12 protein-coding genes are annotated in these 13,810 nt (G+C 69.2%); 5 read left to right on the top strand and 7 right to left on the bottom strand.

Going from position 1 to position 13,810, the window contains the following annotated elements:
• The first annotated feature begins 13 nt into the window (after positions 1-13).
• Positions 14-475, top strand: coding sequence for a hypothetical protein (locus AOZ53_RS20975; RefSeq protein ID WP_054489227.1), 462 nt, complete (start codon positions 14-16; stop codon positions 473-475).
• A 127-nt stretch (positions 476-602) separates the two neighbouring features.
• On the top strand, positions 603-1,796 hold the full coding sequence (locus AOZ53_RS20980) for an MFS transporter (RefSeq protein WP_054432828.1): 1,194 nt from the start codon (positions 603-605) through the stop codon (positions 1,794-1,796).
• 94 nt (positions 1,797-1,890) lie between these two features.
• Here the strand turns inward: AOZ53_RS20980 and gltX are convergent, their stop codons facing one another.
• Positions 1,891-3,297, bottom strand: a complete 1,407-nt coding sequence (gltX, locus tag AOZ53_RS20985; RefSeq protein WP_054478336.1) for a glutamate--tRNA ligase — start codon at positions 3,295-3,297, stop codon at positions 1,891-1,893.
• Between the two features lie 120 nt (positions 3,298-3,417).
• On the opposite strand from gltX, the gene AOZ53_RS20990 reads away from it, so the two are divergent.
• Entirely contained in the window at positions 3,418-5,859 is a 2,442-nt protein-coding gene (locus tag AOZ53_RS20990) for a bifunctional acetate--CoA ligase family protein/GNAT family N-acetyltransferase (RefSeq protein WP_054432826.1), read from the top strand.
• Between the two features lie 85 nt (positions 5,860-5,944).
• On the opposite strand, the gene AOZ53_RS20995 is transcribed toward AOZ53_RS20990, so the two are convergent.
• The 6 genes from AOZ53_RS20995 to yjgA all read right to left on the bottom strand — a co-directional run bounded on the left by AOZ53_RS20995 (position 5,945) and on the right by yjgA (position 10,871).
• Complete coding sequence (locus AOZ53_RS20995) at positions 5,945-6,637, bottom strand: cysteine hydrolase family protein (protein ID WP_054432825.1); 693 nt, start codon at positions 6,635-6,637, stop codon at positions 5,945-5,947.
• A gap of 9 nt (positions 6,638-6,646) precedes the next feature.
• On the bottom strand, positions 6,647-7,483 hold the full coding sequence (locus AOZ53_RS21000; protein ID WP_054432824.1) for an ABC transporter permease: 837 nt from the start codon (positions 7,481-7,483) through the stop codon (positions 6,647-6,649).
• Between the two features lie 3 nt (positions 7,484-7,486).
• The gene (locus AOZ53_RS21005) at positions 7,487-8,299 is read right to left on the bottom strand and encodes an ABC transporter ATP-binding protein (protein ID WP_054432823.1); all 813 of its coding nucleotides are present in this window, start codon (positions 8,297-8,299) and stop codon (positions 7,487-7,489) included.
• Positions 8,299-9,315, bottom strand: a complete 1,017-nt coding sequence (locus AOZ53_RS21010; protein ID WP_054489176.1) for an ABC transporter substrate-binding protein — start codon at positions 9,313-9,315, stop codon at positions 8,299-8,301. Before AOZ53_RS21010 ends, AOZ53_RS21005 begins: the two co-directional genes overlap by 1 nt.
• Before the next feature lie 314 nt (positions 9,316-9,629).
• The gene (locus AOZ53_RS21015) at positions 9,630-10,307 is read right to left on the bottom strand and encodes an alpha/beta hydrolase (protein WP_054432821.1); all 678 of its coding nucleotides are present in this window, start codon (positions 10,305-10,307) and stop codon (positions 9,630-9,632) included.
• Positions 10,308-10,322: 15 nt separating this feature from the next.
• A complete protein-coding gene (yjgA, locus tag AOZ53_RS21020) occupies positions 10,323-10,871 on the bottom strand; it encodes a ribosome biogenesis factor YjgA (RefSeq protein WP_054489178.1) in 549 nt (182 codons plus the stop codon).
• A gap of 58 nt (positions 10,872-10,929) precedes the next feature.
• Between yjgA and pmbA the strand changes: the two genes are divergently transcribed.
• Together pmbA and AOZ53_RS21030 are read left to right on the top strand one after the other, a co-directional pair.
• Complete coding sequence (pmbA, locus tag AOZ53_RS21025; RefSeq protein WP_054432819.1) at positions 10,930-12,294, top strand: metalloprotease PmbA; 1,365 nt, start codon at positions 10,930-10,932, stop codon at positions 12,292-12,294.
• A gap of 230 nt (positions 12,295-12,524) precedes the next feature.
• Complete coding sequence (locus tag AOZ53_RS21030; RefSeq protein ID WP_054489180.1) at positions 12,525-13,766, top strand: TRAP transporter substrate-binding protein; 1,242 nt, start codon at positions 12,525-12,527, stop codon at positions 13,764-13,766.
• The last annotated feature ends 44 nt before the right edge of the window (positions 13,767-13,810 follow it).

The following is a 13,810-nucleotide window of genomic DNA, read 5'->3' on the forward strand; positions in this document are numbered from 1 at the left end:
GGCTTGCGCCCTTCTGATCCTGGCCGGTTGCGTCACCCGCAAACCCGCCGCCATTACCGAGGCCCAGCCGGAAGGGCCGCCCAAGCCGATCGCGTGCGTGCCGGCCAAGAGCGGTGAGCCCATGGTCGGCACCTGGTATTCGAATTCCAAGCCAAAGGGCGTCAGCGGCGACCTGCAGGCGCTCACGGTGCTGTATCCCGACGGCCGCATGGCCTATGAGACGCAGCTGAAGATCGGCCGCAAGACCCGGCCGGCGCTGCGCGAGACGGGTTGCTGGAGCGTGGTGGACGGCGTCTACACGATGCAGACCACGCAATCGAACGGCGAGCTCGTCGATGCCGGCGATCCGATCTACATCAACCGCTACCGCGTCGAGAAGGTCGAACAGGCCAAGCTGACGCTGCGCGAGCTCAGGAGCGGTGGCCAGGTCGTGACCGCCCGCCGCATGCCGCAGGGCTACCGCCTGCCGTATTGATCCCCGGGGCCGTCCGGCCGCTGGCCGGACGTAACGCCGGGCGGACGCAATCGCGCCGCCGGCGTCGCCAAGCGCCCGGGGCTGCGGTAAGGTGCGGACTTCGTCCTCCATCCGCCGCCGGCCCTCCATGCCCGCCCTCTCTTCCGAAGCGCGCGCCATTGCGCTGCTTGCCCTGGCCGCTTTCGTCAGCGCCAGCGCCTTCCGTATCTGTGATCCCATGCTGCCGCAGCTGGCCGCCGAGTTTGGCGCCTCCACCGGCCAGGCCGCGCGCGCGGTGACCGCGTTCGCGGTGGCCTACGGCGTGCTGCAGATGTTCTTCGGCCCGGTCGGCGACCGCTACGGCAAGTACCGCGTCGTCAGCGTGGCGACGTTCGCCTGCGCGCTGGGCAGCGCCGGCGCCTTCGCGGCCGAGACGCTGGACGCGCTGGTGTTGTGCCGCGCGCTCTCGGGGGCCGCTGGCGCCGGCATCGTGCCGCTGTCGATGGCCTGGATCGGCGACACCGTGCCCTATGAGCGCCGCCAGGCGACGCTGGCGCGGTTCCTGACCGGCACCATCCTGGGCATGGCGGCCGGCCAGCTGGCCGGCGGCCTGTTCGCCGACACGCTGGGTTGGCGCTGGGCCTTCGCGGCGCTGGTGGGCGGCTATCTGGTGGTGGGCGCGCTGCTGCATCGGGAAGTGCGGCGCCAGCGCGCGCTGGGGCTGGGCGTGGTCGATCCGAACGCGCCGCGCCAGGGCTTCGTGGCGCAGGCGCGGCTGGTGCTGGGCACGCCCTGGGCGCGGGTGGTGCTGGCCACGGTGTTCATCGAGGGCCTGCTGGTGTTCGGCGCCCTGGCGTTCGCGCCGTCCTACCTGCATGAGCGCTTCGATATCTCGCTGACCGCGGCCGGCGCGCTGGTGGCGGTCTATGCGGTGGGCGGGCTGCTGTACACGGTGGTGGCGGGCCGCATCCTCAAGCGGCTGGGCGAACGCGGCCTGGCGGTGGCGGGCGGTCTGGTGCTGGGGGTGGCCTTCCTGTCGTACCTGCTGGGGCCGGTATGGCTGTGGAGCCTGCTGGCCAGCGTGCTGGCGGGCTTTGGCTACTACCTGCTGCACGCGACGCTGCAGACCAACGCCACCCAGATGGTGCCGTCGGCGCGCGGCACGGCGGTGGCCTGGTTCGCGTCCTGCCTGTTCATGGGGCAGGCGGCGGGCGTGGCGCTGGCCGGCTCGGTGGTGGACGAGGCCGGCGCGGCGGTGCTGTTCGGCGGTTCGGCCGTGCTGCTGCCGTTGCTGGGCGCGTTCTTCTCGCGGGCATTGAAGACGCGGCCCAAGGCCGCCTAGGGCGACGGCAGCCGCGCGGCGCCGGCCCGCGAGGCCAAAGAAAAGCCCCGAACGGCCAGGCCGGACGGGGCTTTTTCGTGGACGGGAAGTCCGATCAGATGGCGGCCAGGCGCTTGATCACGACGTCCTTGCCCAGCAGGGCCAGCACCGCGTCGACCGCGGGCGTCTGGGTCTGGCCGGTGACGGCCACGCGCAGCGGGATCGCCAGTTGCGGCATCTTCAGGCCGCGGTCGGCCAGCACCGCCTTGATCAGCGCCGAGATGGCCTCGCGGGTCCAGTCGGCGCCCTGGGCGCGCTGGGCGAAGTCGGCCAGCGCCTCGCGCGCGGCGGCGGTCAGGTGCTGTTCGACCAGCTCCGGCGCGGCCGGCTTGAATTCACCGCAGAACAGCATGGCGCCGTCGGCCAGCTGTTCCAGGGTCTCGGCGCGGTCCTTGAGCAGGCCCATCACGCCCGGCAGGTCGATCTTTTCCGGATAGCCGCCGCGATGGGCGACGCGCGGCGCCACGCGTTCGGCCAGTTCGGCGTTGTCCATCTGCTTGATGTAGTGGGCGTTGACCCAGTTCAGCTTCTTCGGGTCCCACTGCGAGGCCGACTTGGACAGGTGGCGGGTGTCGAACCATTCCACCAGCTGGTCGCGGCTGAAGAGTTCGTCGTCGCCGTGGCTCCAGCCCAGGCGCGCCAGGTAGTTGATCATGGCCTCGGGCAGGTAGCCCTCGTTGTCGTATTCCATGACGTTGACCGCGCCGTGGCGCTTGGACAGCTTTTCGCCGTCCGGGCCGAGGATCATGGGCACGTGGCCGTATTCGGGCAGGGTGGCGCCCAGCGCGCGCAGGATGTTGATCTGGCGCGGGGTGTTGTTGACGTGGTCGTCGCCGCGCAGCACGTGGGTGATGCCCATGTCCCAGTCGTCCACCACCACGCAGAAGTTGTAGGTGGGGGTGCCGTCCGGGCGCGCGATGATCAGGTCGTCCAGCTCGGTGTTGTCGAAGCTGATGGGGCCCTTGACCATGTCGTTCCAGGCGGTGGCGCCGTCCTGGGGATTCTTGAAGCGCACCACGGGCTTGCGGCCTTCGGGCACCGGCGGCAGGGTCTTGCCGGCCTCGGGGCGCCAGGTGCCGTCGTAGCGCGGCTTGTCGCCGCGGGCGCGGGCGGCCTCGCGCATGGCCTCGACTTCCTCGGGCGAGCTGTAGCAGTGGTAGGCGGTGCCGGCGGTCAGCATCTGCGCCACCACTTCGCGGTAGCGGTCCATGCGCTGCATCTGGTAGAACGGGCCTTCGTCCGGCTGCATGCCGAGCCAGTCCATGCTGTCCAGGATGGCCTGCACCGCTTCCGGCGTGGAGCGTTCGACGTCCGTGTCTTCGATGCGTAGCACGAATGTGCCCTTGTGGTGGCGCGCGAAGGCCCAGGAGAACAGCGCGGTGCGGGCGCCGCCCAGGTGCAGGAAGCCCGTGGGCGAAGGCGCGAAGCGGGTACGGATGGGGGAGGAGGCGTTGGAAGTCATAGGAACCAATGATAGCGGCAGCGGCGCCACGAAGCGGCGGCGGACCCGGCCTGGATCAAGCGGACGTGGGGGTTGTCTTGTTACGATGAACGCTATTTTAGATTAGTGCCTGTTCCCGCCATGCTGCGACACGCTCTTGCCCCGATGTTCGAACCTGGTTCGCTGGTGATCGTCGCCGATCGGCCGCTGCCGGCGGCGGGCTCCCTGTCGCCCGCGCTCAAGGCGAAAACCACGGTGGTGGCCTGCGAAACCGGCGCCGCGCCCGACCTGCCGGCCGCGCTCCAGGGCCTGGCCGCCGGCGAGCGGCCCGATCTGGCCCTGGTTTGCGTCTCGCCCGCCGTGCTGCCCGAGACCCTGCGCCGGCTGGCGCCGCTGGCGCCGCGCGCGGTCATCCTGCTGCCGCACGAGCTGCCCGATCCGTATCCGCGCGGCACGCTGGCGCTGTGCCGCGCCTGGGCCGAGGAAAACCGCTGCGAACTGCTGGGGCCGCGCTCGTTCGGCGCCCAGCGGCCGCATGCCGGCCTGAACCTGAGCCAGCACCCGGTGCTGGCGCGCGCCGGCCGCGTGGCGCTGCTGGCGCAGTCGCGCTCCATCATGGCGGCCGTCATGGACTGGGCCGAGGACGTGCACATCGGCTTTTCCACCGCCGTGTCGTTGGGCGACGAGGCGGTGGTGGGCCTGTCCAAGGTGCTGGACTACCTGGCCAGCGACCCGCGCACCGACAGCATCGTGCTGTACCTGGAAGACGTGGGCCCGGCGCGCGAATTCATGAGCACGCTGCGGGCCGCGGCCAGCGTCAAGCCGGTCATCGTGCTCAAGGCCGGCCGCGCCGACACCGACAGCGCCGACGCCATCTTCGATGCCGCCCTGCGGCGCGCCGGCGCGGTGCGGGTGCGCTACTTCGTGCAGCTGTTCTCGGCGGTCAAGGTGCTGGGTTACACGCGCCGTCCCAAGGGCCGGCGCGTGGCGCTGATCTCCAACGGCAGCGGGCCTCCCCAACTGGCCATGGACCTGATCGGCCCGGACGCCGCGGTGCTGCGGGCCGACCTGGCGCCGGCCACGCAGCGCGCGCTGGCGGCGATGCTGGAGCCGGACGCGGCTAGCACCAATCCGGTCATCACCTACGTGCCGCTGACGCCGGAACGCATCCGTGCCATTCTCGATGTGGTGCTGGACGACACTGGCGTGGACGGCGTGCTGGTGCTGCTGGCGCCCGACGCGCTGGCCGACATGCCGGCGGTGGCGCGCGAGCTGGCGCTGATCGCGCCCAAGGCCAAGAAACCGGTGGTCACCTGCTTCATGGGCGATGCCGGCATGCGGCCGTTGCGGCGCATGCTGGACGACGCCGGCACCTCGGCGTTCCGCACGCCCGAATCCGCGGCCGACGCCTTCGGCGTGCTGGCCACGCACCACTACAACCAGCAACTGCTGCTGCAGACCCAGCCGCCCGAGCCGGCCACCCACGTGCCCGACCTGGGCGCCGCCCGCGAGATCCTGGCGCGGGTGCGGGCCGATTGCCGGCGCGAACTGAATACCGCGGAGATCCGCGCGCTGCTGGCGCTGTTCTACGTGCCGCTGCGCGACATGCCGGTGGACGTGGCGGCCGCCGAGCCGGAGTCCCGCCCCATGGCGATCCGGGTGCGGCGCGATCCGCAGTTCGGGCCGGTCATCCGCTTCGGCGCCGGCGGCCCGGACGCGGTGTTGTCGCAATCCGATCGCGGCATCGACCTGCCGCCCCTCAACGGCTTCCTGGCGCGCCAGATGATCGAGCGCAGCCGCCTGTGGCGTCGGGTGCTGGCGCCGCGCGTCGGTCACCTGGCCGCCGAGGCGCTGCAGCAGGCGCTGGTGCTGGTCTCGGAGATGGTGTCGGAGCTGCCGGACATCGAGACGCTCGACATCGATCCGCTCTATGCCGGCGAAACCCATCTGCGCGCCGGCGGCCTGCGCATGATGCTGGCCGAGACGCCGGGCTGCGAGACGCCGCAGACCGCCGGTTATCCACACATGGCGATCCACCCGTACCCGGCGCGCCTGGTGCAGGTGCGCCGCTTCGCCGACGGCATCCCGTGGGTGCTGCGGCCGATCCGCCCCGAGGACGGCCAGCCGCTGCAGGACTTCATCCGCGGCCTGTCGGAGCGTTCGCGCTACATGCGCTTCGTGTCGATGATGCGCGAGCTGACGCCGCGCATGGTGTCGCGCTACACCCAGGTGGACTACCACCGCGAGCTGGCGCTGGTGGCCGCCACCCAGGTGCCCAACCCGGCCAACCGCGGCCATCCGCACGAAGTGCTGGTCGGTTTCGCGCACTACCTGCGCAACCCCGACGGGCGCGGCGCGGAATACGCGCTGGTGATCGGCGACGATTGGCAGCGGCGCGGCCTGGGCCGGCAGCTGATGACGGCGCTGATCGACGCGGCGCGCGAGCAGGGGCTGGAATACATCGACGGCCTGGTGCTGTCGACCAACCGGCCGATGCTGTCGCTGATGACCAGCCTGGGGTTCACCAACGATCCGGATCCGGAGGACCCGACCATGCGGCGGGTCTGGCTGGACCTGGACTGAGCCGGCGCCGGCCGGTGCCGGCGCCGTATCCCTGGCGGACCGCGCCCTGTCCGCGGCGGCATCTCCCGCCTGATATCAGGCCAAATCAGGCCGTCTTGCGCGCGGCCTGCGCCGGCCGCAGCCGCGTCGACACCTCATCTACCGACAGCACGTCGCCGAAGAACAGCAGCCAGCCATGCAGGGCGTTTTCGTGCTCGGCGGGCGTCACCGCGGCCAGCGCGTCGTCCACCATGATGGTGCGGAAGTCGCGCATCATCGCGTCGCGCGCGGTCGATTCGCAGCAGACGTTGGTGACCGTGCCGGCGATCAGCAGCGTGTCCACGCCGCGTCCGCGCAGCAGCGGCTCCAGTTCCGACGAGCCCGTGGCCATGGCGCTGTAGAAGCGCTTGGTCACGCACAGGTCGCTGTCGGCCGGCCGCAGGTCCGGATGCAGGGCGAAACCCGGCGCATCGCGGCGCAGGGTTTCCAGGCGCCGCGCGCTGCGCTCCGGCGTCAGCATTACGCCATGGTGGTGCGACCAGAAGGCGTCGGCGTTGTCGGACGCGGTCTGCACCCAGACCACCGTGCCGCCGGCCGCGCGCACCGCGTCGCACAGGCGGTTGACCGGCGCGATGATGTCGCGCGCCGCGGCGCATTCGCCCTGATAGCCAGGCAGCGTGAAGTACTGCTGCATGTCGATCACCACCACCGCGGTGCGGGCGCCGGGCAGGCTGTCGTAGGGATGCAGGCAGCCCTGGCGGGCGATGACGCGGTCCTGGACCCATTGCGGAATCTGCATGGCGGTTCCTTATCCGTAGCGCCGCGCCACGGCGGCTTCGATGCGGTACACCACCAGGTACATGACGCTGGAGATCAGCGCCAGCATGGCGATGGCGGTCATGACGATGTTCAGCTTGAAGACCTGGCTGCCGTTCATGATGAGAAAGCCCAGGCCCGAGTCGGCCGACTGGAATTCGCCGACGATGACGCCCACCAGCGCCAGGCCGATGTTCATCTTCACCGCGGCGATCAGGGTCGGCACGCTGCCGGGCAGCACCACCTTGGTCAGCACCTGCCAGCGGCTGGCGCCGAAGGTGCGGGCCAGCTTGACCTTGTTCAGGTCGATGGCGCGAAAGCCGGCGTACACCACCATGATGGTCACGAACACCGCGATCGCCACGGCCATGCCGTAGACCGCGTAGTCCGAGCCCAGCCACAGGTAGAAGATCGGCACGAAGGCGATCTTGGGCATGGCGTTGGCCACCACCAGGAACGGATCGAGCACCTTGTACAGGAAGTCCGACCACCACAGCGCGGCGGCGACGATGATGCCGATCACCATGCTGAGCGTGAAGCCGACCAGCGTGGCCGACAGCGTGGTGAGGATGTGGTGCGCCAGGTTGCCCTGGCTCCACAGCTCCAGGAAGGTCGGCCACAGCGCGCTCGGATAGCTGGTCAGCAGCGGGTTCAGGATGTGCATGCGCGGCAGGATCTCCCAGGCGCACAGGAACACCACCAGCAGCAGCGCCTGGGCGATGCGGATGTTGCGGCGGCGGGCGCGGTCGCGCCGCAGGTAGTCCTGGTACTTCTGGCTGGGCGCGGGCACGGCGCGCAGCGGCACGGTGTTGGCAATCGGTGCGTTCACGGCTCAACCCTCCACATGGACGTCCAGCTCGTCCCAGAGCTGCTTGAAGTAGGCATTGAATTCCGGCCGCGAGCGGGCCTGGAACGGCGTCGGCCGTGCGCCGTCGCCATAATGGATGCGGTATTGGCTCTTGAGCCGGCCGGGCCGGCGCGACAGCACGATGACGCGGTCGGTCATGGCGATGGCCTCTCCGATATCGTGGGTCACCAGCACCACCGTCTTGCCTTCGCGCCGCAGGATGTCGACGACCTCGTCGGAGATCGCCAGCCGGGTCTGCGAGTCGAGCGCCGAGAACGGCTCATCCAGCAGGATCACGTCGGGCTCGGTCACCAGCGTGCGCGCCAGCGCCGCGCGCTGGCGCATGCCGCCCGACAGCTGGCGCGGCGTGTGCGACAGGAACGCGCCCAGCCCGCACTTTTCCAGCAGGTGCACGGCCCGGGCCTCGCTGCGCGCATCGCGCCGGCCCTGGATCTCGGCGCCCAGCATGACGTTGTCGAGAATGGTGCGCCACTCGAAAAGGTAGTCCTGCTGCAGCATGTAGCCGATGCGCGGATTGGGTTCGGTGACCGCCTGACCGTCGATCATCACCGTGCCCGAGGTCGGCGCGTGCAGGCCGGCGATCAGCGACAGCAGCGTGCTCTTGCCACAGCCGCTCTGGCCGATCAGGCTGACGAATTCGCCCGGCGCCAGCGCGAACGACACCTGCGACAGCGCTTCGGTCTCGCCCTCCGGCGTGAAATAGCTCAGGCAGACATCGCGCAGTTCGATCTTGGAGGTGGCCGGGTCCGGCTTGAGGTTGTGGACGACGGCGCTCATCACGGCACCTTCCTGGCGAAGTCGGCCACCACCACGTCTTCGTATTTGACGCGAGCGCCGTCCTTCATCACCGCGCTGGCGATCAGCATGTCCTGCAGCTGGTTCATGGCCTCGGCCGTCACCAGCGGCGTGGTCTTCCAGATCTGGTACTGCTTGTAGCGTTCGATGGCGTCGGTCACCGCGGCCGCGTCCATGCCGGGGAAGTAGGTCATGATCTGCGGCGCCAGCGTGGCCGCCGGCGTGTCCTTGACGTATTTCTCGGCGCGCGCCACCACATTGGTCCAGGCCTGGATCACCTTGGGGTTGTCGCGGATGTACTTGTCGGTGGCGGTGAAGACCGTGTAGTCCACCTGGCCGACCTCATGGCCGACCGAGGCCACGATGTAGCCCTTGCCGTTGCGCACCAGTTCGCCGGCCTCGGGTTCCAGGAAGATGCCGTACTCGCCCTGGCCGGCCATCCAGGCGCCGGCGCGCGCGGGGATGCCGATGTTGTTGAGCAGCTTGACGTCCTTCTGCGGGTCCAGGCCGTGCTTGCGCAGCGCGGTCTCCAGGAACACGATGGGGTTCGACCCGGGCCGGAAGCCGATCACCTCCTTGCCCTTGAGCATGCTCCAGTCGAATTTCTCGACCGGCTTGCGCGCCAGCAGGAAGAAGCCGTCGGTGGCGGTCAGTCCGGCGAAGATCTTGGGCTTGACCGGCGATTCGCTGTTCTGCACGTAGATCGAGGCCTCGGGCCCGATCAGGACGATGTCGGCGCTGCCGGACAGCAGGGCGGTCATGCCCTTGTCGGTGCCCTGCGAGGTCTTCATGGACACGTCCAGCCCGGCGTCCTTGAAGTAGCCCTGCGACAGGGCGACATACTTGGGCACGTAGAGGATGGAGCGGACCACCTCTTCGTAGCGCACTTTCACGGGGGGATTCAGGGCTTCGCCTTGGCTGGCGAAGGGGGCGAGCGCGGCGGCGCACGCGGCAAGCAGCGCCACGGCTGCCCGGCGGGGCGATGGCAAGGGCTTCACGGGACTTTCTCCTGCGTCTGAATGCCTCGCCGAAACCCGGCGCGACACGGCCAATGGGATGGATCGACTGCAACAACAGGGAAGCCCGAACACTTTCTCGCCCGGGCCGATACGGCGTGATTGAATACTATATTCAACAATCACGGCCCACAAGCGTTTTGATATTGGCGTTTTCTCTAGGGGCGAGCATCAGGCAGCGCCGGAAAATCCGGAGCTGGAATACCACTTGGTATACAAAGCAGGGGAGTCCCCCGTTGGAATGGCCCGGAGAATCCGGGCCCGGGGGGGGAAGGCGGCGGCGCGCGCCGCCCGCGTCAGGCCAGGACCTGGTTCAGAAAGCGCGAGATGTCGGCCACTTCCTCGGCGCAGACCGAGTGCGGCATGGGGTAGGTGTGCCAGCGCACGTCGTAGCCCAGGCGTTCCAGCTCGGCTCGCGAGGCCTCGGCGCGCGGCAGCGACACCACCGGGTCATACAGGCCATGGGCCAGGAAGATCGGGGTGCGCTGGTTGGCCGGCGCGCGCTCGGCCTCGGCGCTGGCCAGCAGCGGCAGGTAGCCCGACAGGCCCATCATGCCGGCCAGCTTGTCCCGCAGGCGCAGGCCCGTGTGCAGGGTCATGGCGCAGCCTTGCGAGAAGCCCGCCAGCACGATGTTCGAGGTCGGGATGCCGCGCGCGTTCTCGCGCGCGATCAGCTTGTGGATCGCGGCTTCCGAGGCGCGAATGCCCTTGGCGTCTTCCACCCGCACCAGGTCCATCACCAGGATGTCGTACCAGGAGCGCATCGCCATGCCATTGTTGATGGTGACGCGCTGCACCGGGGCATTGGGGAAGACGAAGCGCACGCCCAGGCCGGCCGGCAGGTCCAACTCCGGCACGATGGGCGCGAAGTCGTTGCCGTCGGCGCCCAGGCCGTGCAGCCAGATCACGGCGTGCGTGGGGTTGGGGGCGGTTTCGATCTCGATGCAATCGAGCAGGTCGGTCGGGGCGTTCATGGACGGCGGGCGCGATCAGTGGGTGAGGGTCTTGAGGGTCTGGAACAGCGCGCGGTAGTGCTTCTTCTGCGGTTCCTGGCCTTGCAGCAGGGCGGCGTTGGCCAGCTTTTCCTTGCGGGCGGCGCGGATCACCGCGCGCAGCTGCTGCACATCCGCCTGCGGATTGTCGTTCAGCAGCTTGGTCAGGGCTTCGTCGTCGTCGAGCAGGCGGTCGCGCAGGGTTTCCAGGCGGTGCATGGCCGCGGTTTCCTCGCGCGAGCCGTTTTCCCAGACGTCGAGCTGGGCGCGGATCTCGTCGGCGGGCGCGTCGCGCATCAGCTTGCCCACGAAGTGGGTCTGGCGGCGCCGGCCTTCGCGGCTGGTGGTGCGTTGCGCCTCGCGGATCGCCTCGTAGAGGCGTTCGGCCAGGGGCAACTGCTTGAGGCGTTCGGGGGACAGTTCGATCAGCTGCTTGCCCAGGTCCAGCAGCGCTTGCATGTCGCGCTTGACCTGGGACTTGCTGGGACGATCGTAGCCGTTCTCGTCGTAGCCGTCGGTGGATTCTTCTTCGATATGGGAATTCATGGAAAACTGCGCAATGACAGACTTGGCTATGATAACCGTCTCTGCAAATTGGACAGCAATGGTCAAATCCTCCTCCTCCTTGCCGCTGGCGGCCAATCACGCGCGTTTTTCCGAACTCGTCGAGCAAACGCTGGCCTACGCGCGCCAGATCGGCGCCTCGGACGCCGCGGCCGAAGTCTCCGAAAGCCTGGGCCTGTCGGTATCGGTGCGCAAGAACGACATCGAGACCGTCGAACAGACCCGTGACCGCTCGCTCGACCTGACGGTCTACGCCGGCCAGAGCCGCGGTTCCGCCTCGACCTCCGACTTCTCCGAAGCCGCGCTGCGCCAGACGGTCGAAGCCGCCTGGCACATCGCCCGCCACACCGCCGCCGATCCGGCCGCCGGCCTGCCCGACGCCGACCAGCTGGCCACCGAATTCCCCGACCTCGACCTGCATCGCGCCTGGACGGTATCCACCGAGGAAGCCGCCGAGCTGGCGCTGCGCGCCGAACGCGCCGCGCGCGAGGTCGATGCGCGCATCACCAACACCGATGGCGCCACGGTCGGCACCTACGAAGGCCAGTTCGTCATGGGCAACACCCGTGGCTTCCTGGGCGGCTACCCGTATTCGCGCCACAGCCTGTCGGTGGCGCCCATCGCCGGGCGCGGCAACGGCATGCAGCGCGACTACTGGTACACCTCCGAGCGCGATCCGGCCAAGCTGGCCACGCCCGAGGCGGTCGGCCGCTACGCCGCCGAGCGCACGCTGTCGCGCCTGTCGGCGCGCCGCATCCGCACCGGCAAGTTCCCGGTCCTGTTCGAGGCCCCGCTGGCGCTCGGCCTGGTCGGCGCCCTGACGCAGGCGGCCAACGGCGGCGCGCTGTACCGCAAGGCCAGTTTCCTGCTCGACGCGCTGGGCAAGCCGATCTTCCCCGACCACATCAACCTGACCGAGGATCCGCACATCCGCGGCGCCATGGGCAGCTCGCCGTTCGATGACGAAGGCGTGCGCACCCGCAAGCGCAGCGTGGTGTCGGCGGGCGTGCTGGAAGGCTATTTCCTGTCCTCCTACACCGCGCGCAAGCTTGGCATGCAGACCACCGGCAACGCCGGCGGCTCGCACAACCTGGTCTTCAGTTCCACCCTGACGCGCCGCGGCGACGATTTCGAGGCCATGCTCAAGAAGATGGGCACGGGCTTCCTGGTCACCGAGCTGATCGGCCAGGGCGTGAACTACGTCACCGGCGACTACTCGCGCGGCGCGTTCGGCTACTGGGTCGAGAACGGCCAGATCCAGCATGCGGTGCAGGAGATCACCATCGCCGGCAACCTGTCGGACATGTTCCGCCAGATCGTCGCGGTGGGCGCCGACACCATCTCGCGCGGCACCAAGACCACCGGCTCGATCCTGATCGAGCAGATGGCGATCGCGGGCACCTGAGTCCCGTTTTCTCGCCCCTGCGCCCGCCTGCGCGGCACCTTCGGGTGCCGGCGGCGGGCGTTTTCATTGGCGCGGCCACGGCGTTCGCGCCGGATCTCGCGGCAACCGGTCCGCGCCTGTCTTTGCAATCCTTTATCGCTCGGGAATTCCTCTAGCCGCCAGGGCCGATTGCAACGTGTAATATCCGGCGGGTATTGCTCAAACTGGTATCGCTGTAGAGGAGCAAAGAGATGCAACGACGTTCATTCTTGAAGCAGGCCGGCCTGGGCGCCGTGGCGACGGGGGCGGCGATCAGCGCTCCCGCCCTGGCGCAGGATTCCCCCTCGATCAGCTGGCGCCTTGCGTCCGGCTTCCCGGCCGCGCTGGACCTGCGCTTCGGCGCCGGCGAGGTCTTCCGCAAATTCGTCTCCGACGCCACCGGCGGCAAGTTCAGCATCCGCCAGCTGGCCGACGGCGAGATCGCGCCCGCGGCGGAACTGATGGACGCGGTCGGCGCCGCCAAGGTCGAGTGCGCCCACGTCTCATCAGGCATCTACTTCGCCAAAAACCCCGCCTTCTGCTTCGATTCGGCGGTGCCGTTCGGGCTCGACGCGGGTCAGATGAATGCCTGGATGCTCGAAGGCGACGGCCTGCGCCTGACGCGCGAACTGTTCAAGGCGCAGAAGATCATCAACTTCCCGCTGGGCAACACCGGTCCGCAGATGGGCCTGTGGTCCAACCGCGAGATCAAGCGCGCCACCGACCTGAAAGACCTGAAGATGCGCGTTGACGGCCTGGCGGCGCAGGTGCTGGCGCAGTTGGGCGTGGCGCCGCAGCAGGCCGGAGCGGCCGCGCAGGCCGGCGACGGGAAGGGCGCCGAAGCCGCCAAACCTGCGGAGGGGGTCAAACCTGCCGAGGAGGCCAAGCCCGCCGAAGGGGCCAAACCTGCCGAAGGGGCCAAGCCCGCCGAAGGGACCAAGCCCGCCGATGGTGCCAAGCCCGCCGAGGCCGCCGCCAAGACGGGCCCGGACGCCGTGGCCGGCGCCGGCGCCTACGACGACGGCAAGCTGGGCCTGAACAAGACCGCCAGGTTCTACTACGGTCCCAGCTGGTGGGCCGCCAGCGAACAGCTGTCGCTCTATATCAATGAAGAGGCCTGGGCCAAGCTGCCCAAGCACTACCAGGCCGTGCTCGAGGCCGCCGCCCTGGCCGCGCACACCCGCACCACGGCGGCCTACGCCGCCCGCAATCCCGCCGCGCTGGCCCAGCTGGTCGCGGCCGGCGTGCAGGTGCGCGCCTTGCCGCGCTCGGTCATGGACGCCGCGTTCGAGGCGTCCCTGCAGGTCTACAAGGACTTGAGCGAGAAAGACCCGAAGTTCAAGGCGATCCACGACAACTACATGGGCTTTCGCGACAGCGCGATGCCCTGGTTCCGCCTGACCAGCGGCGCCTACGACCAGTACCTGGGCGTGGCGCTGTCGGCGCGCAGTTGATGGCAGGTCCGGATGCCGAATGGCATTCGGTTGGAGGTGGGGTT

The sequence above is a fragment of the Achromobacter sp. 2789STDY5608621 genome (assembly GCF_001299375.1).
GTDB classification, from domain to species: Bacteria; Pseudomonadota; Gammaproteobacteria; order Burkholderiales; family Burkholderiaceae_B; genus Achromobacter; species Achromobacter insuavis.

What these genes read in the sequence shown, in the direction of transcription:
- yjgA (WP_054489178.1), bottom strand. Translation starts at nt 10,871, where the DNA reads ATGAATTCCCATATCGAAGAAGAATCCACCGACGGCTACGACGAGAAC.
- AOZ53_RS21005 (WP_054432823.1), bottom strand. Translation starts at nt 8,299, where the DNA reads ATGAGCGCCGTCGTCCACAACCTCAAGCCGGACCCGGCCACCTCCAAG.
- AOZ53_RS20995 (WP_054432825.1), bottom strand. Translation starts at nt 6,637, where the DNA reads ATGCAGATTCCGCAATGGGTCCAGGACCGCGTCATCGCCCGCCAGGGC.
- AOZ53_RS21030 (WP_054489180.1), top strand. Translation starts at nt 12,525, where the DNA reads ATGCAACGACGTTCATTCTTGAAGCAGGCCGGCCTGGGCGCCGTGGCG.
- AOZ53_RS21015 (WP_054432821.1), bottom strand. Translation starts at nt 10,307, where the DNA reads ATGAACGCCCCGACCGACCTGCTCGATTGCATCGAGATCGAAACCGCC.
- gltX (WP_054478336.1), bottom strand. Translation starts at nt 3,297, where the DNA reads ATGACTTCCAACGCCTCCTCCCCCATCCGTACCCGCTTCGCGCCTTCG.
- AOZ53_RS20990 (WP_054432826.1), top strand. Translation starts at nt 3,418, where the DNA reads ATGCTGCGACACGCTCTTGCCCCGATGTTCGAACCTGGTTCGCTGGTG.
- pmbA (WP_054432819.1), top strand. Translation starts at nt 10,930, where the DNA reads ATGGTCAAATCCTCCTCCTCCTTGCCGCTGGCGGCCAATCACGCGCGT.
- AOZ53_RS20980 (WP_054432828.1), top strand. Translation starts at nt 603, where the DNA reads ATGCCCGCCCTCTCTTCCGAAGCGCGCGCCATTGCGCTGCTTGCCCTG.